Origin of the sequence: Arcobacter sp. AHV-9/2010 (assembly GCF_004116575.1) — a bacterium.
Lineage (GTDB): Bacteria > Campylobacterota > Campylobacteria > Campylobacterales > Arcobacteraceae > Aliarcobacter > Aliarcobacter skirrowii.
This window is the reverse complement of the sequence record NZ_PDKH01000001.1, coordinates 674,176-697,521: the sequence shown is the minus strand read 5'-3', so window position 1 is coordinate 697,521 and position 23,346 is coordinate 674,176. Positions and strand designations below refer to the sequence as shown.

24 protein-coding genes are annotated in these 23,346 nt (G+C 28.3%); 14 read left to right on the top strand and 10 right to left on the bottom strand.

Going from position 1 to position 23,346, the window contains the following annotated elements; genetic code table 11:
* The 8 genes from CRU94_RS09685 to typA all read right to left on the bottom strand — a co-directional run.
* Window positions 1-1,127, bottom strand: a 1,127-nt coding sequence (locus CRU94_RS09685) for a hypothetical protein (RefSeq protein WP_258237375.1), incomplete at its 3' end; no start/stop codon positions are given.
* Between the two features lie 94 nt (window positions 1,128-1,221).
* Complete coding sequence (locus CRU94_RS03700; protein ID WP_129105453.1) at window positions 1,222-3,405, bottom strand: type I secretion system permease/ATPase; 2,184 nt, start codon at window positions 3,403-3,405, stop codon at window positions 1,222-1,224.
* Between the two features lie 12 nt (window positions 3,406-3,417).
* Complete coding sequence (locus tag CRU94_RS03695) at window positions 3,418-4,764, bottom strand: TolC family protein (protein ID WP_129105452.1); 1,347 nt, start codon at window positions 4,762-4,764, stop codon at window positions 3,418-3,420.
* A 107-nt stretch (window positions 4,765-4,871) separates the two neighbouring features.
* A complete protein-coding gene (locus CRU94_RS09680; protein WP_258237380.1) occupies window positions 4,872-5,387 on the bottom strand; it encodes an EAL domain-containing protein in 516 nt (171 codons plus the stop codon).
* A gap of 29 nt (window positions 5,388-5,416) precedes the next feature.
* Window positions 5,417-6,082 carry a diguanylate cyclase domain-containing protein gene (locus tag CRU94_RS09675; protein WP_258237374.1) on the bottom strand — a complete coding sequence of 222 codons (666 nt, stop codon included), beginning with the start codon at window positions 6,080-6,082 and terminating at the stop codon, window positions 5,417-5,419.
* Between the two features lie 8 nt (window positions 6,083-6,090).
* Window positions 6,091-7,218 (bottom strand): molybdopterin-synthase adenylyltransferase MoeB, encoded by a 1,128-nt coding sequence (gene moeB / locus CRU94_RS03685; RefSeq protein WP_129105451.1) that lies wholly within the window; start codon window positions 7,216-7,218, stop codon window positions 6,091-6,093.
* Between the two features lie 125 nt (window positions 7,219-7,343).
* The gene (locus tag CRU94_RS03680; protein WP_129105450.1) at window positions 7,344-7,757 is read right to left on the bottom strand and encodes an Hsp20/alpha crystallin family protein; all 414 of its coding nucleotides are present in this window, start codon (window positions 7,755-7,757) and stop codon (window positions 7,344-7,346) included.
* A 321-nt stretch (window positions 7,758-8,078) separates the two neighbouring features.
* Window positions 8,079-9,893, bottom strand: a complete 1,815-nt coding sequence (gene typA, locus CRU94_RS03675; protein WP_129105449.1) for a translational GTPase TypA — start codon at window positions 9,891-9,893, stop codon at window positions 8,079-8,081.
* Window positions 9,894-10,143: 250 nt separating this feature from the next.
* On the opposite strand from typA, the gene yedE reads away from it, so the two are divergent.
* From yedE to CRU94_RS03605, 14 genes are all read left to right on the top strand, one after another.
* On the top strand, window positions 10,144-11,337 hold the full coding sequence (gene yedE / locus CRU94_RS03670; protein WP_129105448.1) for a selenium metabolism membrane protein YedE/FdhT: 1,194 nt from the start codon (window positions 10,144-10,146) through the stop codon (window positions 11,335-11,337).
* Between the two features lie 10 nt (window positions 11,338-11,347).
* Window positions 11,348-11,587, top strand: a complete 240-nt coding sequence (gene yedF / locus CRU94_RS03665; RefSeq protein ID WP_129105447.1) for a sulfurtransferase-like selenium metabolism protein YedF — start codon at window positions 11,348-11,350, stop codon at window positions 11,585-11,587.
* Window positions 11,588-11,693: 106 nt separating this feature from the next.
* Entirely contained in the window at window positions 11,694-13,301 is a 1,608-nt protein-coding gene (locus tag CRU94_RS03660; RefSeq protein WP_129105446.1) for a phosphoethanolamine transferase, read from the top strand.
* A complete protein-coding gene (locus CRU94_RS03655; RefSeq protein ID WP_129105445.1) occupies window positions 13,279-13,971 on the top strand; it encodes a phosphatase PAP2 family protein in 693 nt (230 codons plus the stop codon). Before CRU94_RS03660 ends, CRU94_RS03655 begins: the two co-directional genes overlap by 23 nt.
* A gap of 57 nt (window positions 13,972-14,028) precedes the next feature.
* Complete coding sequence (locus CRU94_RS03650; protein WP_129105444.1) at window positions 14,029-14,430, top strand: DUF1924 domain-containing protein; 402 nt, start codon at window positions 14,029-14,031, stop codon at window positions 14,428-14,430.
* Between the two features lie 13 nt (window positions 14,431-14,443).
* The gene (locus CRU94_RS03645; protein ID WP_129105443.1) at window positions 14,444-14,944 is read left to right on the top strand and encodes a diheme cytochrome c; all 501 of its coding nucleotides are present in this window, start codon (window positions 14,444-14,446) and stop codon (window positions 14,942-14,944) included.
* A gap of 1 nt (window position 14,945) precedes the next feature.
* On the top strand, window positions 14,946-16,061 hold the full coding sequence (locus tag CRU94_RS03640; protein ID WP_129105442.1) for a cytochrome b/b6 domain-containing protein: 1,116 nt from the start codon (window positions 14,946-14,948) through the stop codon (window positions 16,059-16,061).
* Complete coding sequence (locus CRU94_RS03635) at window positions 16,027-16,416, top strand: hypothetical protein (protein WP_129105441.1); 390 nt, start codon at window positions 16,027-16,029, stop codon at window positions 16,414-16,416. The genes CRU94_RS03640 and CRU94_RS03635 overlap by 35 nt, the downstream gene beginning before the upstream one ends.
* Window positions 16,409-17,074: a response regulator transcription factor gene (locus CRU94_RS03630; RefSeq protein WP_129105440.1), complete on the top strand. Its 666-nt coding sequence runs from the start codon at window positions 16,409-16,411 to the stop codon at window positions 17,072-17,074. The genes CRU94_RS03635 and CRU94_RS03630 overlap by 8 nt, the downstream gene beginning before the upstream one ends.
* A 1-nt stretch (window position 17,075) precedes the next feature.
* A complete protein-coding gene (locus CRU94_RS03625; protein ID WP_129105439.1) occupies window positions 17,076-18,266 on the top strand; it encodes an ArsS family sensor histidine kinase in 1,191 nt (396 codons plus the stop codon).
* A gap of 39 nt (window positions 18,267-18,305) precedes the next feature.
* Window positions 18,306-20,204, top strand: coding sequence for an LTA synthase family protein (locus CRU94_RS03620; protein WP_129105438.1), 1,899 nt, complete (start codon window positions 18,306-18,308; stop codon window positions 20,202-20,204).
* Between the two features lie 80 nt (window positions 20,205-20,284).
* Window positions 20,285-21,106, top strand: coding sequence for an FAD-dependent thymidylate synthase (locus tag CRU94_RS03615; protein WP_129105437.1), 822 nt, complete (start codon window positions 20,285-20,287; stop codon window positions 21,104-21,106).
* Window positions 21,103-21,720: a trimeric intracellular cation channel family protein gene (locus tag CRU94_RS03610; RefSeq protein ID WP_129098472.1), complete on the top strand. Its 618-nt coding sequence runs from the start codon at window positions 21,103-21,105 to the stop codon at window positions 21,718-21,720. The genes CRU94_RS03615 and CRU94_RS03610 overlap by 4 nt, the downstream gene beginning before the upstream one ends.
* Before the next feature lie 53 nt (window positions 21,721-21,773).
* A complete protein-coding gene (locus tag CRU94_RS03605) occupies window positions 21,774-22,235 on the top strand; it encodes a hypothetical protein (RefSeq protein WP_129105436.1) in 462 nt (153 codons plus the stop codon).
* A gap of 14 nt (window positions 22,236-22,249) precedes the next feature.
* Here CRU94_RS03605 and purN read toward each other — a convergent pair whose 3' ends face one another.
* Both purN and ruvC read right to left on the bottom strand, forming a co-directional pair.
* Complete coding sequence (purN, locus tag CRU94_RS03600) at window positions 22,250-22,834, bottom strand: phosphoribosylglycinamide formyltransferase (RefSeq protein ID WP_129105435.1); 585 nt, start codon at window positions 22,832-22,834, stop codon at window positions 22,250-22,252.
* A 6-nt stretch (window positions 22,835-22,840) separates the two neighbouring features.
* Window positions 22,841-23,311, bottom strand: a complete 471-nt coding sequence (gene ruvC, locus CRU94_RS03595) for a crossover junction endodeoxyribonuclease RuvC (RefSeq protein ID WP_129105434.1) — start codon at window positions 23,309-23,311, stop codon at window positions 22,841-22,843.
* Window positions 23,312-23,346: the final 35 nt, after the last annotated feature.

Below are 23,346 nucleotides of genomic sequence, written 5' to 3'. Positions count from 1 at the left end.
GCTTCTGTTGGAGCTTCTGTTGGAGCTTCTGTTGGAGCTTCTGTTGGAGCTTCTGTTGGAGCTTCTGTTGGAGCTTCTGTTGGAGCTTCTGTTGGAGCTTCTGTTGGAGCTTCTGTTGGAGCTTCTGTTGGTGCTTCTGTTGGAGCTTCTGTTGGAGCTTCTGTTGGAGCTTCTGTTGGAGCTTCTGTTGGAGCTTCTGTTGGAGCTTCTGTTGGAGCTTCTGTTGGAGCTTCTGTTGGAGCTTCTGTTGGAGCTTCTGTTGGTGCTTCTGTTGGAGCTTCTGTTGGAGCTTCTGTTGGAGCTTCTGTTGGAGCTTCTGTTGGAGCTTCTGTTGGAGCTTCTGTTGGAGCTTCTGTTGGAGCTTCTGTTGGAGCTTCTGTTGGAGCTTCTGTTGGAGCTTCTGTTGGAGCTTCTGTTGGAGCTTCTGTTGGAGCTTCTGTTGGAGCTTCTGTTGGAGCTTCTGTTGGAGCTTCTGTTGGAGCTTCTGTTGGAGCTTCTGTTGGAGCTTCTGTTGGAGCTTCTGTTGGAGCTTCTGTTGGAGCTTCTGTTGGAGCTTCTGTTGGAGCTTCTGTTGGAGCTTCTGTTGGAGCTTCTGTTGGAGCTTCTGTTGGAGCTTCTGTTGGAGCTTCTGTTGGAGCTTCTGTTGGAGCTTCTGTTGGAGCTTCTGTTGGAGCTTCTGTTGGAGCTTCTGTTGGAGCTTCTGTTGGAGCTTCTGTTGGAGCAAAATCATCTTCAACACTTCTTGTTGAAGATATGACTTCGTCATTTTCCAATAATGTATCCAATTGCTCTGTTGCAACAAAAGCTTCACTTGGATTTTCAGGTAATGTACCACCTTCTATATTTGTAACCAAATTCTCAACAATATCTCTAACTAAATTTAGGTTTTCAATTTGTACATTTTGAATATCAAACTCACCCGTTTGAAAAAAGTTTTCATTTAAAGTTAATTGAACTGGTCCTTGAACTTCAATCTCTCTACCATCATCAAAAATAATTCTAGCAAATTCACTAATTGTAAGTATCCCACCATTTTCAGATATAGGATCTCTCTCTTTTAATATCTCTTCTCCATCATTTAAAGAAACTAAACCTCTAATATCCGCTATTCTTGCTACACTTGCCATAATGTACTCCTATTTTCATTTATTTGAATATATTATTTAAAAATAGGAGTTTTGTAAATTATACTTTGGTATAAATTTTAAAATAGTTTTGACTCTATTTTGAAGTAAGTTTATTTATAACGTAATCTTTTTTTCCATCAAGAACAACTTGTCCATCTTCCATAACGATTATTCTATCAGCTAAAGATAAAAGTGATGTTTTATGAGATACTAAAATCATTGTTTTATCTTTTAAATATTTTTTGATATTTTTTAAGAATTTATCTTCAGCAGAATTATCCATTGCACTTGTTGGTTCATCTAATAAAACTATTGGATAATCTTGTAATATCGCTCTAGCAATTGCTATACTTTGTCTTTGTCCTCCTGAAAGAAGTGATCCTCTCTCACCTACTGGCATATCAAAACCTTTTGGATGTTTATTTATAAAATCCATAACTCCACTTACAGTAGCAGCTTCAATAATCTTTTCATCATCAATATGAGGTAATCTATAAACAATATTTTCCTTAACTGTGCCATTAAAAAGTAATACATCTTGAGAAACATAAGCTATATTTTTTCTAAGTTCCGTAGGATCAAGTTGTTTTATATCAATATTATCAACTAAAATTGCACCTTCTGTTGGAGTATACAAAGATAATATCAGCTTGTGAATAGTCGATTTTCCAGAACCAATTTTCCCTATTATTGCTACATGTTCACCTTCATTAATTTTAAAATTAATATTATTTAGAGTCGATGTATCAGCATTTGGATATGTAAAACTTATATTTTTAAACTCAATATTTCCTCTATATTCAGGTCTTGCTACAAACTTCTTACCTTGAGGATGCTCAACTGGCATATTCATAATATCATCTAAAGCTTGATAAGAAACCTTTGTGTGATGGAAAGTTGATAACAGACTTGCAACTTGTCCCATAGGAGCAATTGCTCTTGAAGAGATAATTACAACAGCAATTAATGCCCCCATAGAAAGCATTTTTTCGCCAATTAAGTAAGTACCTACAACAATAATTGCAACAGTATTAAGCTGTAATAAAAAAGAAGTTACAGTTGTAATAGATGCAGAAATTGTTTTTGAAGATATACTCTTATCAGCTATTTGAGAAGTTGCTTCTTCCCATTTCCATTGAGAATATCCTGTCGCACCAAGCGATTTTAAAGTCTCTATTGAAGACAATGATTCAATTAGAACTCCATTTTTCATTGAAGCTGCTTCATAAGATTGTTTAATACTATTTTGCAATTTCTCTTTTGCATAAATTGTATAAAATATAATAAATAAAATTATAACAATTGGAACAACAACCAAAACACCACCAATGTAGTAAATAGTAATTAAAAAAAGAATTATAAATGGTAAATCTATTAATAAAGAAATAGTTGAAGATGTTATAAATGACCTAATACTTTCAAACTCTTTTAAAATATTTGCCATAGATCCAACAGATGATGGCATAGATGACATTTTTAAATCTAAAACTCTTTCAAAAATTAAAGATGATGCTATAATATCGGTCTTTTTACCAGCTGTTTCTAAAAAATAAGTTCTTAAAAATTTTAATAATACATCAATTCCATAAACTATTAGTACTCCAATTGATAAAATCCATAATGTATCTTTTGCATCATTTGGAATTACTCTATCATATACATTCATCGTAAAAAGTGGTGTTGCTAAAACAAAAATATTTATTAGAAGCGAAGCTATAATAACATCTCTATAAGTTTCTCTAACAATTTTCATTGTTCCCCAAAGCCAGTGACTCTCTTTTACATCCCCAATTGTTAACTGCTTGTCATCAAATCTAAGCTCTTTTTTTAATAAAATAGAAAAACCAAAATAGTATTTTTTAAGTTCTTCAATAGTAACACTACTTTCAACATCTTCAGCTTCAGGAAGTAAAATTCTAGCATTTTGCATCTCATCATCAAAACCTAATAATATACAAGCACGAAGTTCATCTTTTGGATTTTTACCATTTAATAAAACTATACAAGGAAGAACTAATGGATTTATATCTTCTATTTTTGTTTTTAAAACTCTTGTTTTAAATCCAGCTTTAGCTGCAGCTCTTGAAAAAAGGGATTTTGAGCTAAATTTTGAAAACAAAACTGGAGAGCTATGCCCCTCTTCTATTGGTAACCCTGCTATTAAAGACTCTTTTGAATAAGGTCTTCCGCTCATTTTACAAAAAATTGCCAAACAATCCAAAATAGGATTTTCTACATACTCTTTAACTTTAATATCTTTAAATATATCGTAATCCATTAAATCAAACCCTTATTTTATATTTTTAGTAAAAATTTCATTCATATTTGAAAATTCATTTGCAAATATAGTATTATCCATATGCTCTAATAAAACATCTGAAAGAATACCAATTGAATACAATACCCTATAATGAGCAAGCAATAAATCATACTTAGTTGAGATATAATTTCTTTTTGTAGAGATATAATCTAAATGTGCATCAACAACACTACCTAAATCTCTAGTTCCCAATCCAAACTCTTGATAAGTTGCATCTAGTACAGCTTCTCTAGTTTTTACAAAATTTTTAAGTCTTTTTAACTTCTCTTGATTTAATATATAACTATTCCAAGATAAAGCTAATGCATTTTTAATATTTTTTTTTGTCTGATCCAACAATATACTTTTCTCTTTTATGGTCTCTTTCATTTTTCTATTATTTGCTAAATCTTTTCCACCATTATAAAGATTATATACCAATTTAAGACCAATTTCATATTGATTATTAGGTTTAGCATTTGTCTCTCTATATGACCCATCATTTAAATTATATTTAGCCTCCAAATTCAACTCTGGATGAAATGATTTTAACTCTTTTTTCTGTTCAAACTTAGCAATATCTATATTTATAACAGAAAAAAACATTGAAGGGTGATTTACAAGTGCAAAATTAAGTGCTTTTTCTTGAGTTTTTGGAAGAGTATAATTAAAATCCTCTTTTATCAAATCAGTTTCTTTAAATTCTTCTTGAATATTGTCATATAGATACTGAATAGAGTCTTGTAGACTTAATTTATCTATTGATAAATTTACACTACTCTCTTCTAAATTTCCTTTAGCTCTTTCATATTCTAGTTTTGTTCCATAGCCCATTTCAACTTTTCTTGAAGTTTTTTTGAATATATCTTCACTCATATTGTATGATTCTGTTGATAAATTCAACAAATCACTGCTTTTTAAAACATTTAAATAGTTTTGAACATATCTTAAAGCTAAACTATTTTGTTCCTCTTTTAAATAATATTCAGCACTTTCATATCTAGCATTCTGGATTCGATTTTCATTTATAGTTTCAAAGCCTTTATATATTGGCTGTTCCAACCTTACAACATATTCGTCATTTCTTTGCAAACTTCCATTTTCAGGTCTATATGAATCTGTCGAAGTTCTTTGATTATAAGCTCTTGCTTCTAAATCAATTGTTGGATAAAACAATCCTCTTGCCTTATCAATATCGTACTTGATTTTATTTAACTCATTTTGCCTTACAAGAACATTTGGATCATTTTGCAAAGATTTAATAAAGCCCTCTTTCAAAGATAGAGCATTTATATAACCAAATAAAAGGGCTGTAAAAATAGAAAATCTTATAATCATTTTGCCTCGTAATATTTTAATAAAATAGGATATTATTTTATCAAAACTATCTATAATTAAACTGAAAAATAGGCAAATTATTATATTTTTTTTATTTTTTTAATAATTTATAATTTTAACTCTTTAATATTTTTCGGAGCATCAAACAGATATCCTTGAAAATAGTCAATTTCCAACTCTTTGCAAGTATCGTAAATATCTTTTGAAGATACAAATTCCGCAACAGTTTTCATACCAACCTTTTTTGCAAAAAATACAATTGATTCTACAACAGCTCTTGCACTAAGAGATCTGTTAATATCTTTTATAATAGAGCCATCAAGTTTTACATAATCAGCTTGAAATTTAACCAAATATGAGAAATTTGAGTAACCTGTTCCAAAATCATCAATTGCAATTTTTACACCAAGACTTTTTACAATTTTTATAAAAGATACAACCTCTTCAATATTATCAATTCCTTCACTCTCCGTAATTTCAATAGTCAAAAAATCACCAATATCAAATTCACAAATTTTTTGAATAATAAAATCAACAATATCTTTTTCCAAAATATCAATAATTGATAAATTTATACTAAATCCAACATTTTTATTTTGAAAAAATTCAAAAGATTTTTGAATAACTTTTTTAGTAATCTCTGTATAAAGATTTATTTTTTAGATCTATCTATAAAAAAGCAAGGAGAAACTATCTCTCCTTTTGAGTCTTTCATTCGAACTAATATCTCATATTTTTTCTCAAATTGGTTACTTATTGATTGTGCAAAAATCTCAAATTTATCTCTTTTTATTGCTTCAATAATTTCACTTTCCCAATATAAATCATCTTTTATAGAGTCTTGACTTAAGTTTAATACATCATCTTCTTCATTATCATAAATCACTATATTTTGCTTTAAAACTCTTGTTTGTTTTAGTGCAAATTCAGCACAAAACAAAAGCTTTGAATAATTTATAGCAACTCCAGCTCTTAATGGAATATATACTTTATTTCCATCAATTTCAATTGCAGAGTATCCAAAGTACCAAATTGTTGCTTTTATTGTTTGAATAAATTTCTCTTTTAAAATATCACTATTTGTCGCAACAACAAAAATATCTGCACCCAAATAGTAAATTTGACTATTTTCAAATCTATCTTGAAGTCTTAAAGATATAATTTTTAATATTTTTTCTCCAAAATCATAACCATAGAAATGATTTATATTTCCAAAACCACTTATATCAAAAATAACTAGTTTATCAAAAATATTTTTTTCAAGATCACTCAAAAACTCTTTTCTATTTGGCAATAAATTACTATTTATACTTTGCATATTTAATCCTATAAATCATTTAACCAAGATGTAACTCCACCTTTTAAACTATAAAGTTCTGCATTAAAACCAATGTTTTTAAGCTTTAAAATAGCCTCTTTACTCAACATTCCTATTTTACAAACTACTATAACTTTTTTTAAAGAGTCTATTTGATTAATATCATCTTCCAAGCTTTCAAAAGGTATATTTATAGAATCTTTTATATTATTTAAATCAAAATCAATTTTAGGTCTCACATCAACTATTTGAATACTATCTTTTTTTGCTAGTAAACTTTTAAACTCTTCAAGAGTTATCTCATCTACTTTTATATTTGTTTTCTCTTTTAATCCACAAAACTCTTCATAATCAATCAGCTCTTTAATTGTTGCATTTTTACTACAAATTGGGCAATTCTCATTTTTATTAAATTTCATATCACGAAACTGCATCTTTAAAGAGTCAAAACTTAGAAGTCTATTTTTTAAAGGTTCACCAATTTTTAAAATTATTTTTATAAGCTCATTTGTTTGAATTGTTCCAATAATTCCAGGTAAAACTCCTAAAACTCCAGCTTCTGAACAACTTGGAACTAGTCCAGCTTTTGGTGGATTTGGAAACAGACATCTATAACAAGCTCCACCATCATAATTAAAAACACTAACCTGCCCTTCAAATCTAAAAATCGAACCATAAACAAAAGGTTTTTTTAGCATTACACAAGCATCGTTGATTAGATATCTTGTTGGAAAATTATCTGTTCCATCTATTACAATATCAAAATCTTTTATGATATTTAAGGCATTTTTACTAGTTAGTTTATCATTAAAAGTAACTATTTTTGAGTTTGGATTTAAAGCCTCTAATTTCTCTTTAGCTGATTGGACTTTCTTCTTTTTTATATCATTTGTTGTATGAATAATTTGTCTATGCAAATTTGACTCTTCAACTACATCAAAATCAACAAGCCCAATAGTTCCTACACCAGCTGCTGCTAAATATAGTAAAATTGGACTTCCTAAAGCTCCAGTTCCAACTGCTAAAACTTTTGAATTTTTTAGTTTTAATTGACCTTCAAGTCCAACTTGTGGAAGGATTAAATGTCTGCTATATCTACTTATCTCTTGCTCTGATAGTTTTTGCTCTTTTGTCATACTAAATCCTTCTTAAAATTGAGTTGTAAGAATATCACAAGAGGTATTAGACTCTCTTTTATTTAAAGAGGTATTTTATTATTTTTAAGGTAAGTATTTTTGCTAAAGGCTTAGGCCTTTAGCTTTTATTTTATTTCAATAGATTTTTTAGTAATATCATCTTTTAATTTTGGAATTACAACCTCTAAAACACCATTGTCACTTTTTGCTTCAATATTTTCTATATCAGCATTTTCTGGTAATGTAAAACTTCTTGAGAATTTTCCAAAGTATGTCTCAACTTTGTAATAATCTTCTTGTTTTATCTCATCTTTAGATTTTCTTTCACCACTAATTGTAAGAATATTTTTGTTTATATCAACTTTTATATCCTCTTTTTTAACTCCTGGTAGATCAACATCAACATGATATGCAAACTCACCCTCTCTTGTATTTACAACAGGAACAAAGGCACTAACTCCTTCATTTTTTGAAACAGTATAAAAATCCTTCTCTAAATCTCTTAATTGTTTAAATGGGTCAAATTTTGTTAAAAACATCTTAAACTCCTCTATTTTTTATAAGCTTGATATGTTTCGTATCAAACTGCTGAAATTTTAGCAAAATATTTAGCACTTGTCAATAGTGAGTGCTAAATATTTTTAGAGTCGCCTATTTATGGCTTATCTTAATTAGCAATTAAACAATTGATTTGTAATTTTATTTTTGTGTCAATATTAAAAAAGGGAAAGAGGTAAAACCTCTCTCCCTTCTATTTAAATAAACTAAATTAGCTTTTTATGAATTTTTCTCTTTTTTGGCTGTTCGTTTTCTCGATATTGAAACTAAAGTTTCAAATCTCGTGCTCACAGATTAGCTTTTTATGAATTTTTCTCTTTTTTGGCTGTTCGTTTTCTAACTGTTGGGTCAAGCTCTCTTTTTCTAATTCTAATAGAGATAGGAGTAACCTCAACAGCTTCATCCTCTTCAATCCACTCTAAAGCATTTTCTAAAGACATAGTTTTTGGTGGAACTAATCTAATAGCCTCATCAGCACCACTTGATCTTACATTTGATTGTTGTTTCCCTTTAATAGGATTTACATCAAGGTCATTATCTTTTGCGTGTTGTCCAACAACCATTCCAATATAAACTTTATCTTGAGGTTTTATAAACATAACTCCTCTATCTTGTAGATTGAAAATTGAGTAAGCTAAAGCTTCACCATTTTCCATAGATACAAGTGCTCCATATTTTCTGCTTTCAACTGATCCACTATATGGTCTAAACTCTAAGAAAGAGTGATTCATAACACCCTCTCCTCTTGTATCTGTTAAAAACTCTGTTCTAATACCAATTAATCCTCGTGCTGGAATTTCAAACTCCAATCTTGTAAATCCAATTCCCATTGGAACCATATTTGTCATTACAGCTTTTCTTTTCCCAAGTTTTTCAATAATTGCTCCACTAAACTCATCTGGAGTATCAATTACTAAATGTTCAAATGGCTCCATTTTGATACCATTCTCTTCTTTTATAATAACCTCAGGTCTTCCAATACAGAACTCAAAACCTTCTCTTCTCATATTTTCTGCCAAAATAGTAATTTGAAGTTCACCTCTTCCGTTTACTTTAAATTTACCTTCACCAATTTGCTCATAACCCATAGCAATATTAGTATTCATCTCAGCTTTTAATCTCTCATCAATTTTGTTTGAAGTTACATATTTACCCTCAGTTCCAGCAAGTGGAGAGTCATTTACAGAGAATGTTACGCTTAAAGTTGGTTGTTCAATATGCATAGGATCAAGTGGCATTGGATTTATTGGATCACATAAACTATCTCCAACATCAATAGTTTCAAATCCAGCAACAGCAACAATATCACCAGCACCAGCTGTTTTAATATCGAATCTATCCATCCCTTTAAATCCAATAAGTTTAGTTACTCTTCCTTTAATTTTTTCACCATCTGCTTTAACTAAAAGTACAGTTTCACCTTGAGAGATAGTTCCATTAAAAATTCTAGCGATTCCTATTTTTCCAATAAAGTTATCATAATCAAGAGTAAATACTTGAAGTTGTAAACCATTTTCATCGCTTCCTTTTGGTTTTGGAACCTCTTTTAAAATAGTTTCATATAGTGGTTTAAAATCCATATTATCATCTGTTGGATTATATCTTGCAAATCCACTTCTAGCAGCTGCATAAACTACAGGAAAATCAAGTTGCTCTTCTGTTGCATCCATTTGTGCAAATAGGTCAAACACCTCATCAACAACTCTATCAGGTTCAGCTGCTGGTTTATCAATTTTGTTTACAACAACGATTGGTCTATGACCTAGTTGAAGTGCTTTTTTAACAACAAACTTTGTTTGTGGCATAACACCCTCTTGTGCATCAACAAGAAGTAAAACAGAATCAACCATTTTTAAAACCCTCTCAACTTCTCCACCAAAATCGGCGTGTCCTGGAGTATCTATAATGTTAATTCTTACACCCTCATAATCAATTGCTGTATTTTTTGAAAGAATTGTAATACCTCTCTCTTTCTCAATTGCATTACTATCCATAACTCTTTCATCTACGCTTTGATGCGCTGAAAATGTACCACTTTGTTTTAACAACTCATCAACCGTTGTTGTTTTTCCGTGGTCAACGTGAGCAATAACTGCTATATTTCTAATGTCTCTCATTTTTCTTCTTTATATAAAATTTCGTGCGGATTGTATCCAAAAAAAACTTAAAAGCTTATTATAGCTTAAAATATGGTTAAATAAAAGCTAAATAAAAGTAAAATATTTTTTACTTTTATATATTAATTTAATCTTATTTTGTTAATATTCCTAAATTATAGGTTTGCGGTGCAAACAGACAACTTGAAACTCTTTTTTTTACTTACTCAAGAATGTCAATCAAAAATATTTTTATTGTCAAAGGACTTTTATGGAGTTTTTACTAAATTTTAGAAAAACCCTTTCAAGATTTTGGTCACAAATTCCAGCAGTTATTGCACTTGGAGTTTTGAGTGCTTACTACTTTGGAATTACGGGAACTTACTGGGCTGTTACAGGGGAGTTTACTAGATGGGGTGGACACTTTTTACAGTTATTTGGTGTTGATGTTTCAACTTGGGGATATTATAAACTTATGAGTATAGAGGGAAATATCTTCACAAGAGTTGATGGCGTTATGATTATTGGTATGTTTGCTGGTTGTATTGCAGCTGCTTTTTGGGGAAATAATGTAAAATTTAGATTACCTCTAAACAAAATTAGGATTTATCAAGCCCTAATTGGTGGAGTTATAGCTGGATTTGGAGCAAGACTTGGAATGGGCTGTAACTTAGCTAGTTTTTTTACAGGAATTCCTCAATTTAGTTTTCATGCTTGGATATTTACTGCATTTATGATGGTTGGAGTCTATTTTGGAGTAAAAGTTGCTTTAAGTCCTTTTTTTCAATCAAAAATAAAGATGCAAAAAGTCTCTTGTGCAAAACCACTTGAACACAATGAAGAGAGAGTTAAAAAATTCTTTACTCTTGGAACATTTGCATTTATTGCAATTATGCTTTGGGCTTTATATTTAATCTTTGTTGCAAATAGTGTTAAACTTGGAATGGCAATGCTTTTTGGAGCATCTTTTGGACTTATTATTGCAAAAGCACAAATCTGTTTTACATCTGCATTTAGAGATATCTTTACAACTGGAAGAAGTGAGTTAGCAGTTGCAATTATTATTGGTATGGCAGTTGCCACTTTGGGAGTATTTACATATTTAAATATGGGTGCTGCTCCAAAGATTTTTTGGACTGGACCAAATGTTGTTATTGGTGGATTACTTTTTGGATTTGGAATTGTAATTGCTGGTGGTTGTGAGTGTGGTTGGATGTATAGAGCTGTTGAAGGACAAGTTCATTTTTGGATTGTTGGAGCTGGAAATATTATTGGTGCAACTTTACTTGCATTTGTTTGGGATGATATATCTGAACCTTTAGCAACTTCTTGGCCAAAAATAAATCTGCTTGAGAGTTTTGGTCAATATGGAGGTCTCGTAGCAAACTATGGATTACTTTTACTATTTTTTATAGTAATTTTAATTTTAGAGAAAAAATATTTAAGAAAATCAAGAAACAGATAAGGAAAAACTTATGGAAAATAAAAATATAGTTCCAGATTATAGAATTGATATGCAAGGTGAGCCTTGTCCATATCCAGCAATTAATACTCTTGAAGCTATGAAAGAGTTAAAAAGTGGTGAGATTTTGGAAGTTATTAGTGATTGTCCACAAAGTATAAATAATATTCCAATTGATGCAAAAAATCATGGATATAGAGTTTTATTAATAGATAGTGATGGACCAACTATTAGATATATAATTCAAAAATAGAAGTAGCATTTTGCTACTTTTAAATCTTGACACTTTCTTGACAAATCATTAATGCTATATTAATCTTACTCTCATAATATTCCTTCATTCGTAAATTAGGAACAACATGAAGAGAATTTCTCAAACAAAACTTATAATATTTAGCTCAATATTTTTTACAATATTTTATAACTTCAAATTTTTTAAAGAACTTTTCAACACTTATGGTTTTAGTGGTTTAAATACTATCTACTTTTTATCAACTACAATTTTATTAATATCTTTGATAACTCTGTTAATAACTCTTTTTAGCTCAAAATATACAACAAAAGCAATTTTAATAACTCTTTTTGCAATTTCAGCATTTACAGCTTATTTTATGGATACTTATGGTGTTGTAATAGATTCTGAAATGCTTAGAAATAGTATGCAAACAGATTTAAAAGAGTCAAAAGATCTACTTAGTTTTAAACTATTTTTATATATTTTATTTCTTGCTCTTATCCCAATATTTTATATTTCAAAACTTCAAATAGTTTATAAACCTATAAAACAAGAGATATTATCAAAAATAAAAACTATAGTTCTAGCTCTTTTAATAGTTATTACAATACTTTTTACTTTTAGTAAATTTTATACATCATTTTTTAGAGAGCATAAAGTTTTAAGATACAATGTAAATCCTATTTATTGGCTATATAGTGTAGGAAACTATATTCATAAAACTTTTGATACAGCCACTTTAACAATAAAACAAATAGGTCAAGATTCCAGAGTAGTTGAAGCAAAAAATGAGCCAAAAGAGCTAGTTATATTAATTGTAGGAGAGACAGCAAGAGCAGATAGGTTTTCAATAAATGGTTACCATAAAGAGACAAATCCGCTATTAAAGCAAGAGGATATTATAAATTTTCCAAATATGACCTCATGTGGAACATCAACAGCTTTATCTGTTCCTTGTATGTTCTCAATATATGAAAAAAGCAATTATAGTTATAAAAAAGGTATATCAACTCACAATATATTAGATGTACTTAAAAACACTCAAGATATAGCAATTTTATGGAGAGATAATAACTCTGATTCAAAAGGGGTTGCTTTAAGAGTTGATTATGAAGATTTCAAAACTTCTAAAACAAACCCTATTTGTGATGATGAGTGTAGAGATGAGGGAATGCTTGTTGGACTTGAAGATTATATTGAAAAAAACAAAGATAGAGATATATTAATAGTTCTTCATCAAATGGGAAATCATGGACCTGCATACTATAAAAGATATCCAAAAGAGTTTGAAAAATTTACTCCAGTTTGCAAAACAAATCAACTAGAAAACTGCTCAAAAGATGAGATAAATAATGCTTACGATAATGCAATTTTATATACAGACTATTTTTTATCAAAATCAATTAATCTTCTAAAAAAATATAACAATAGTCATGAAACTGCTTTAGTTTATATCTCTGATCATGGTGAGAGTTTGGGTGAAAATGGTATATATCTTCATGGAATGCCTTATGCCTTCGCACCAAAAGAGCAAACAAATGTTGCCTCTTTTATTTGGTTAGGAGATGGTGCTATGGAGCATGAATATGACAAAACAAAATTAAAATCTTATAAAAATAGAGAGTTTTCACAAGATAATCTATTTCATACACTTTTAGGAATTTTTGAAGTAAAGAGTGAAGTATATAAAAAAGAGATGGATATTTTAAATGATGCAAGAAAAGCTGAATAAACAGATTTTAATTACAACTATTTTATTAATAGCTGCAATTTGTCTATTTCAATTTACAAATCTTGATATTTTTATTCAATCATTTTTTTATAATTTTGAGTCAAAAAATTGGTTAATAGATAAAAATGAACCTATATTAAAACTCTTTTTATATGATGGATTAAAAAAAGCTATTATTATTTTTAATGTTTTAATATTAATAGCTTTACTATTTTTTAGAAAAAAGCAAATAGTTCAAGAGTACAAAAAAGCTCTTTTGATAGTTTTACTTTCAGCTATTTTTATTCCAAGTATTGTTGGAAGTTTAAAAGCTATTACTAATACTCCTTGTCCTTGCAATATTATAAATTTTGGAGGAGTTTATCCTGAAAAAAAAGTTTTTGATTCGTATCCTTCAGATTTTATACAAACTTCAAAAGCTAAATGTTGGCCAGCAGGTCATGCTAGTGGTGGTTTTGCTTTGATGTCACTATTTTTTTTATTTAAAAAACCAAAACATCAAAAAATTGCTCTTATTGGAACAATAATTTTAGCTTGGAGCATGGGAACATATAAAATGCTTTTAGGAGACCATTTTCTAAGTCATACTATAATCACTATGCTTTTAGCTTGGTTAGTAATATTGATTATAAGTAAATTTGTAAACAAATTGTCAAGTAATAAAACATAGTATATTGAAACTATTTTTCTACAATTCTAAATATAAAAAAATATTTAGGAGCAAATTATGAGAAATTTTCTATTTTTAGTATTAATTTCAACTTTAAGTTTTAGTGCAATAGTTGATGAGTACTTAAACTCTCTAAAACAAGAGGTTTTAAAAATAGATTCATCTTTTAAAGGTTTTGATTATAAAAGAGGTGAAGAGATATTTTTATCAAAACATATTGGAAAAAAAGGTGAATTAATCTCTTGTGCTTCTTGCCATGGTACAAATTTAAACAAATCAAATGAAAACTATTTTACAGGAAAAACAATAGATGCTCTATCTCCAAAAGCAAATCCAAAAAGATTTACAGATAAAAAAGAGATTGAAAAATGGTTAAAAAGAAACTTCAATGATGTTTACAATCGAGAAGGAACAGCACTTGAAAAAGGTGATGTAACAACTTACATCATAAATAAATAATAAGGATTAAAAAATGAAAAAACTAGCTCTTTTAAGTTTGGCTACTTGTTGTTTATTTGCTGGGAAAATGGATGTAACTATTAAACCAGTTGATAATGTAATTTATGAAAAAGAGTGTGGAAGTTGCCACTTTGCATATCCTGCTGGATTATTACCAAGTAGTTCTTGGAATAAAATGATGTCAAATTTAAGTGAGCACTTTGGTGATGATGCAACTGTAGATGAAAAGACTTTTCAAACATTAGTTGGCTATTTAAATGAAAATAGTGCTGAAAACAGTATGAATTATAAAAGAAGTAGAAAAATAGTTGAGAATTTAAATGGCTCTATTCCCGATTCTATTTCAAAAATGCCTTATATGAAAAAGAAACATAGAGATATAAAAGAGCATTTAATAACTCAAAAAGAGGTTAAAGGTCTGTTTAACTGTACAGCTTGTCATCAAAATGCAAAAAAAGGTATATTTAGTGATGATGATGTAAATATTCCAAATTATGGAAAATGGGAAGATTAATATGAAAAAATCATATATTTGGTCACTACCAACAAGAGTTTTTCACTTTTTATTTGCTCTGTTTATTCTATTTGCTTTTTTAACAGATGATGATGAATTTTTAAGATTTCACGCAATTGCTGGTTACTCTATTTTAATTTTATTGATTTTTAGAGTGTACTGGGGATATTTTGGTCCAAAATACTCTTTATTTAAAGATTTTCCAGCAAATAAGTGTGAAGCTAAAGAGTTTTTAAAAAATATCTTCGATGATAAACAAAAATATATAGGTCATAATCCATTAGCATCTTATGTGATGATAGCTATGTTAATTGTTACTTTTATTGTTATTATTACAGGAGTTTTAGCTTATGGAATACAAGATGGAAAAGGAGTAGCATCTTTTTTAAATGACTCTTTTTTTAAAAAAATGAAACTTTTTAAAGAGATTCATGAATTTTCTGCAAATTTTCTTATTTTTCTAATTGTTGCACATTTAGCTGGAGTTGCTGTTGATAGATTGCTTCATAAAAAGAGTGAAACTCTAAACTCTATAGTAACTGGCTATAAAATGACGCAAGAAGATGAGACCATAAAACTATCATTTTTCCAAAAATTGTTTGCTATTTTTATGTTTGTAGTTTTTATAGCTTTTTTGATTTTTAATCTTTATAAACCAAATAATGCTTTAGTTGCTTCAAAATTTCAAGCAATTGATTATAAAAGACAAAATATAGCTTTTGTAAATGAGTGTGGAAGTTGTCACACTCTTTATCCTCCAAATCTTTTGCCTAAAAAATCGTGGGAACTTATAATGAGTGATTTAGAAAATCATTTTGGAGATGATGCAAGTTTAGATGAAGATATAAATAAAGAGATTTTGGCTTTTTTAGTAAAAAATAGTGCTGAAACTTCAACTACTAAAGCTAGTTGGAATTTTCTAAATTCAATAGGCAATAAAGATATAATTGCTTTAAGCAAAACATCTTATTGGGAGAAAAAGCACAAAAAGATACCAAAAGATGTTTTCAAAAATGAAAAAGTAAAAAGTGTTGCAAACTGTAAAGCTTGTCATAGTGATATTGAAAAAGGATTGATTGAATATGAAAATATTAAAAATATTTCTGATTTTATTTAGTATATTTTTGTTTTTAAATGGTGATGATAATTACAAAAAATATAAGCACTCTTATAAAAATTTAGATTATTTAAATTTAAATTATAATCAAGTTAAAGCTATAAAAAATATTCTTTTAGAGCTAAAAGATGAATATAAAGAGTTTTATGAGTATAAAGATGAGATTGAAGATGAGATTGAAGATTTGATAGAAGAGTCAAATTTTAATGAAAATTTATATATAGAAAAAAGTATGGAAATAAAAAGAAAAGCTACAATTTTAGAAGCAAAAAGAATAAAAAAGATATTAGAAATTTTAAATGAAGAGCAAAAAGATGAATTTGCAGATCATTTCAAGGAGTGGATAATTGAATAAAAAGGTTTTACTAGTTGAAGATGATTTGCAAATGCAAAGTTTGATTGTGGATTATTTAAAAGATTATGGATTTATTGTCACTGCTTTTGATATTCCAAAAGATGTTTTAGAAGATTTTAAAACAAACAGTGACTACTCTATTATAATTTTAGATTTAATGCTTCCATTTATGGATGGTTTTGATCTATTTAACAAACTAAAAGAGATAAAAAATATACCTATAATCATCTCAACTGCAAGAGGAGATATAGGAAACAAAATACATGGATTTGAGCTTGGAGCCGATGATTATCTTGCAAAACCCTATGAACCACGAGAGTTGGTTTTAAGAATAGAGTCTATATTAAAAAGAAATTCAAATAAATCTTTCAAAGTTGGTGATTTTACAATAGATAAAGAAAATCGAACTGTTTTAATAGATGATTATGCTATTGATTTTACTAAAATAGAGTTTGAGATTTTTATCTATTTAGTAGAAAATCAAAACAAAATATCTTCAAGAGAGCAGATTTTAAATGCAACTTCATTGGATTTGGATACAAGAAATAGAACTATTGATATGCATATTTCAAATATTAGAGCAAAAATTGGTGATGATTCAAAAAACCCCAAATATATAAAATCTATTTGGGGAATTGGTTATAAGTTTGTAGGTTAATATGTCAATATTTAAAAAATTAACTATTCTTTTTATTATTAGTTTTGGCCTAATGACTGTAATTGGAGTATGGATTGATAATATAAATTCAAAAAAAATAGATAATTTTGCCAAAGAGAAGTATTTAAAAATAGTTGATGATATTTTTAGAAATATAGAGAATAAAAACTATGTAAATTTTTTAGTAGAAAAAAACAGTTTACAAATAGTGAAAAATTTAGATGAAAATAATTTAGAAGTTATATACTCTTTAGATTCAACATTTGGAAATATTTCAATACTAAAATATAACTCATCAAATATCTATATTCTAAAAATAAAATATTTGGATGAGTTATATATTTTTAGAGCTTTAGATGAAGAGAGTTTAAGTGATAAAACTATTTTAAATATATTGGTATTTTTGGATATTTTTGCACTTTTAATGATGTTTTTATTTATAATCAAACTTTTAAGCCCACTAAAAACAATAACAAAAGATATAAACTCTTTTGCAAATGGTAATTTATCAACAAGAATAGATATAAAATCCAATGATGAGATAGGAACTTTAGCATCTAATTTTAATAAAATGGCAAGTTCACTTGAAAACTCTATAAAAACAAGAGAAGAGCTACTTCGTGATATTGGACATGAGTTAAGAACTCCAATAGCTAAAGGAAAGTTTGCAATAGAAAAAATAGATGACTCTTCTCAAAAAGAGCTGCTTAAAAAGATTTTTAATGATTTAGAAAGGCTTACAAGCGAACTTATAGAACTTGAAAAACTAAATATTTCAAAATTAAATCTAACAACATTTAGTGCAGAGACTTTAGTTTTAGAATCTTTAGGAAAACTATATTTAGAAGATGAATCAAAAATCAAAATAGAGATAAACGAAGATTTTAAAATAAATGCGGATTTAGATTATTTATCAATTGCACTTAAAAATCTAATTGATAATGCTTTAAAGTATGCTACGGCTTTTCCAATTATTATAAAAGTTGGTAAAAATCAAATCTCTATTTTAAATAGTGGTGAAAAACTATCAAAAGATTTAGAGTACTATTTAAAGCCTTTTACCCAAGAACTTATACAAAGAGATGGTTTTGGACTTGGTTTAAGCATTGTAAAAAAGATTATTGATAAGCACAATTTTAAACTTATCTATAAATATGAGAATAGTTTTAATATTTTTAAGATTTTGCTCTAATTTTATGTATAATTTCAAAAAAAATTCAAGGAACTCTTTATGAAACTTTTTAGAGAACTTTTAAAAGTTTATCTTATTTTTGCATCTGTTTTTTTTATTGGAAGGTTACTATTTTTTATAGTTTTTTATGAAAGATTTACTGAGATACCTTTTTTTGAAGCACTTTTAACTTTTATTTTTGGTATTCGTATGGATACTATTGTTATATCTGTTATATTAGTTATTCCAACAATAATTTTGACTCTATCTCCTAGGTTTTTCTCAAAATCTATCTCAAAATTTTTAAATATCTATGTTTTAGCTTTTTTAGTTTTTGCTATTTTTATTGAGTGTGCTTCATTTCCATTTTTTGCACAATATGATTTAAAACCAAACTATCTATTTTTAGAGTATTTAGAGTATCCAAAAGAGGTTGGCTCTTTAATGTTTAAAGATTATAAATTAGAGCTATTTTTAACTTTTATTTTAATTTTAATAACTATTAAACTATTTACAAAATATAGATTTCTAAATTTTGAATCTGTTTTTGAACAAAGCTATTTATCAAGAGTTTTAACTCTTTTGCCAATTTTATTAATCCTATTTTTAGGAATTCGTTCATCTTTTGGTCACAGACCTGTAAACATCTCTGATGCTTTATATAGTTCAAATAGAGTATTAAATGAAGTCACAAAAAACTCGATTCACTCAATAGCTTACGCTTATTACTCATATAAAAGAAGTGAAGGAAATGTATCAAAATATGGAAAAATGGATATTAATGATGCTTACAAAATTGCATCTTCTGCTTTAGGAATAGAGTATAAAGATGATAAAAGACCATTTTATAGAGAGGTGAAATCTCATATAAAAAGTGAAAAAAAGAAAAATCTTGTAATTATAATTGAAGAGAGTATGGGTGCACAGTTTACAGGTTTTATAGGAGACAACACTCTAACTCCAAATCTTGATAAATTAGCAAGTGAGTATATTAGTTTTACAAATTTATACTCAAATGGAACAAGAAGCGTAAGAGGACTTGCAGCTCTTACAAGTGGAACTTTACCTATTCATGGAAATGAAGTAATAAAGAGAAATAAGACTCAAAGTGACTATTTTACAGTTGCAAATTTGCTAAAACCTTATGGATATAAATCTAGTTTTATATATGGTGGAGAGGCTAGATTTGATAATATGAGAAGTTGGTATTTAGGAAATGGTTTTGATATTGTAATTGAAGAAAAAGATTATGAAAATCCAATTTTTGCTAGTACTTGGGGAGTTAGTGATGAGGATTTGGTAATAAAAGCGAATGAAACATTTGTAAATCACTCAAAGGCAAATGAGAACTTTGTAAGTGTTATTTTTAGCTCATCAAATCACACACCTTTTGAGCTTCCTGATGGAAAAATTGAGCTTGAGAAAAATGTACCAAAACAAAGCGTTGAAAATGCTATAAAATATGCTGATTTTGCAATAGGAAGATTTTTTGATTTAGCAAAACAAGAGAGTTATTTTAAAGATACAGTTTTTATTATTGCATCTGATCATAATGTTAGAGTTTATGGAGATCAAGTAGTTCCAATAGATATGTTTCAAATTCCAGCAGTGATTGTTAATCAAGATATTAAATCTTTAGTTTACAACAAATTAAGCTCACAAGCTGATGTTTTAGCTACTGCCTTGGATTTAATAGGAGTTGATTTATCTTATCCAATACTTGGAAACTCTATTTTTAAAGATAATAAAAAAGAGATAAACCTAATGCTTTTTGATGAGACTTACGCATATAGAAAAAATAATAGAGTTGCTATTTTAATTCCTAATATGGATATAAAAACATATCTATATGAAGATAAAAAATTAATAGAAGTAGAAGAGGATTTACTTTTAGAACAAGAGGCTTTAGCTTTAATTTACATTTTAGATGATATGTACAAAAATAGAAGTTTTAAATAAAGAGGTGATTTTTAATCACTTCTTTAAGCATAAGATACTTTTTAGTATAATTGCCTTCAATTTTTTACAAAAGGGATAAGATGATAAATTTAATAAACAAAAAAGAGAATATTTTTAATGATGATATCGCTTTTGTAGAGAATTGGGATTTTAGCACTGCTAATTTAAATGAAAAAAATAGAATTCAAGCTATAACTCAAGTTGCAAGTATCTGTTATCAAAATCCAAAAGCTCTTGGAAATGAGAGCCTATATAATAGATTAGCCTCTGAAAGTATGGGATTACCAAGCTCTAGTTTTGAGTTTGTTCCAGTACTACTTGATTATGAAAATCCAAAACATAAAGAGATTTTAAAATTGGAGTACTCAAATTGTAAAAAATTTGGAGAACAACTTGATGATAAATATCTTCTTACAAACTATAGAGCTTTGGTTTATGATTATGAAAACCTACAAGAAGAGTTTAGTTTTGATATAAGAACGATTTTTAATACGCAAGATGAGTGCAATATTATAAAAGATTACTTCAAAGTATTTTTATTTAAAGTTGATTTTCCTACTAGAAGCCAAATGGTAAGACATAGAATTTCTTGGCAAGAGTTAAGTAGAAGATATGTAAGTGCAAAAAGAGTTCCTTTTGAGTTTTATGTTAGTGAAAAACTAAAACATAATCAAAAAGTTAAAGCTCTTGTAAAACAGAGCGAAGAGTTATATTTTGAACTATTAGATGCTGGAGTTAAACCCCAAGAAGCTAGACGCGTAATTCCTCAAATGGCTTATACTCAAATTTGGGGTGCATTTATGCCAAAACAGCTTGATAACTACTTCAAATTAAGACTTGATGAAACTGCTCAATGGGAGATTAGACAAACAGCACTTGCTATGCAAGAGCTTATAAAATGAGTGCTTTAGAGATTGCTGATATTATAGGTATTATCTCTTTTGCCCTAAGTGGTTTTTTAATAGCAGTTCACTGTAAACTTGATATTTTGGGAGTTTTTATCTCTGCTTTTTTAACTGCTTTTGGTGGTGGAATGACAAGAGATGTTTTAGCAGATAGAACTCCTTATGTTTTTACTTCAAACCTCCCTCTTAGTTTAGTAATTGCAACAGTTCTAATAGCAATGTTATTTAAACTTCATAAAATTACAAATTTAGAGGGTAAATGGGCTTTTGTAATCTCTGATGCAATAGGACTCTCATCATTTGCAATAACAGGTGCAATAATTGCAATTGAGAGTGGTTTTAACTTCCTAAGTGCTGTAATGTTAGCATTTATAACAGCTGTTGGTGGTGGAACAATTAGAGATGTTTTAATAAATAGAATGCCTTTTATTTTAGTATCTGAGTTTTATGCAACTGTTGCACTTATTATTGGAAGTGTTGTTTATATTTTAGAAATTTTTGAACTTAGAAATCTATTTTCACTTATTATTGTTTTCATATTTGGAGTTGCTTTAAGAGTTCTTGCATACTATAAAAAGTGGCACTTACCAACTTTATCAAAAGAAAATTAATTTTCTATTTACTTTTTACAGCTAGAATTTTGAAAATTTTTAAAGGAAAAAATATGTTTAAAAAACTACTTCTAGCTACATTTTTAGCTTTAGGATTAAATGCAGCTTCACTAAATATTGATAGCTCAATTGCTGATATAAAAATCAAAGATCAATTTGATAAGGTTCACACTTTAAATGAAGGTGTTAAAACTATACTTTTTGCAAGTGATAAAGGTACAAGTGATATGTTAAGAGATTATCTTTTACCACTAAGCCAAAATGAGAATATTTTAGAGAAAAATGGTGCTGTTTATGTTGCTGATATATCTGGAATGCCAAGTTTAATCTCTAAATTTATAGCACTTCCTAAAATGAAAAAATACCCTTTTTCAATTCTATTATTAGATGATTCAAATAAAACTAACTTCACAAAAGAGGATGGAAAGATTATTGTTTATAGCTTAGAAGATGGAAAAGTTGTAAAAATAGATAAAATCTCTACAAAAGAAGAGTTAGCAAATATTATAAAATAGATATTAGAGGAGTTTTATCTCTCCTCTAAAACCTTCTTAAATGCTTCTACAATAGCAATTTTTTCAAGCTCTTTTATTCTATTTTCCAAAGTTTGTGCAGTCTCATTTTCATTTAGTAAAAGCTCTTTTATTAAAATTTTCTCACCATCATCATAATTCTCATTTACATAATGAATTGTAACACCTGATTTTTTCTCACCATTTTTTACAACAGCTTCATGCACAAAATGTCCATACATTCCAGCTCCACCATAAATTGATGGTAAAATTGCTGGATGAGTATTTATAATTTTATTTTCAAATGTTTTAAGCATATTATCTTCAATCTTTTTCATATATCCTGATAAAAATATATAATCACATCCATACTCTTTTAAAGTTTGAGAAATTTTTAAATCCAAATTCTCATCTGGGAAAAGTTTTGAATTTATAATAAAACTATCAATGCCGTATTTATTTGCCTTTTCCAAAACTCCAGCACTACTATTATTTGTAATTATTACAACAACTTTTGCATCTAAAATTCCATCTTCAATTGCTTTTTGGATTGTCTCAAAACCACTTCCATTGTAAGATGCCAAAATTCCTATTTTTTTCATAATTTTCTATCCTTTTATTCTTTGAGAGTGTGTTAATGCAATAGCTATTGCATCTGTTATATCAAGAGGTTTTATCTCTTTTTTAATACCTAAAAGTCGCTTAACCATAAAAGACACCTGCTCTTTTGTAGCTTTTCCATTTCCAGTAACTGCTTGTTTTACTTGAAGAGGTGTATATTCAGCAAAATTTCCAAAATTTTGAAGTATTTTTAGACTAATTGCTCCTCTAAATTGAGCAAGCTTAATAACAGTTTTTGGGTTAAAAGCATAAAACATATCTTCAATAGATACTTCATCAATTTTATGATTTTTAAATATCAAATCAATCCCCTCTGTCATCTCTACAATTTGCTCTTGTAAAACTGTAGTTTTTATCTTAATTAATCCAGCTTCTATTAATTTTGTCTCTCTACCACTTTTTTCAATAACTGCATATCCACAATTTTTTGTCCCTGGATCTATTCCTAAAATTTTCAATATTCACTCTTTTCACAATAATCTATTCACATTAA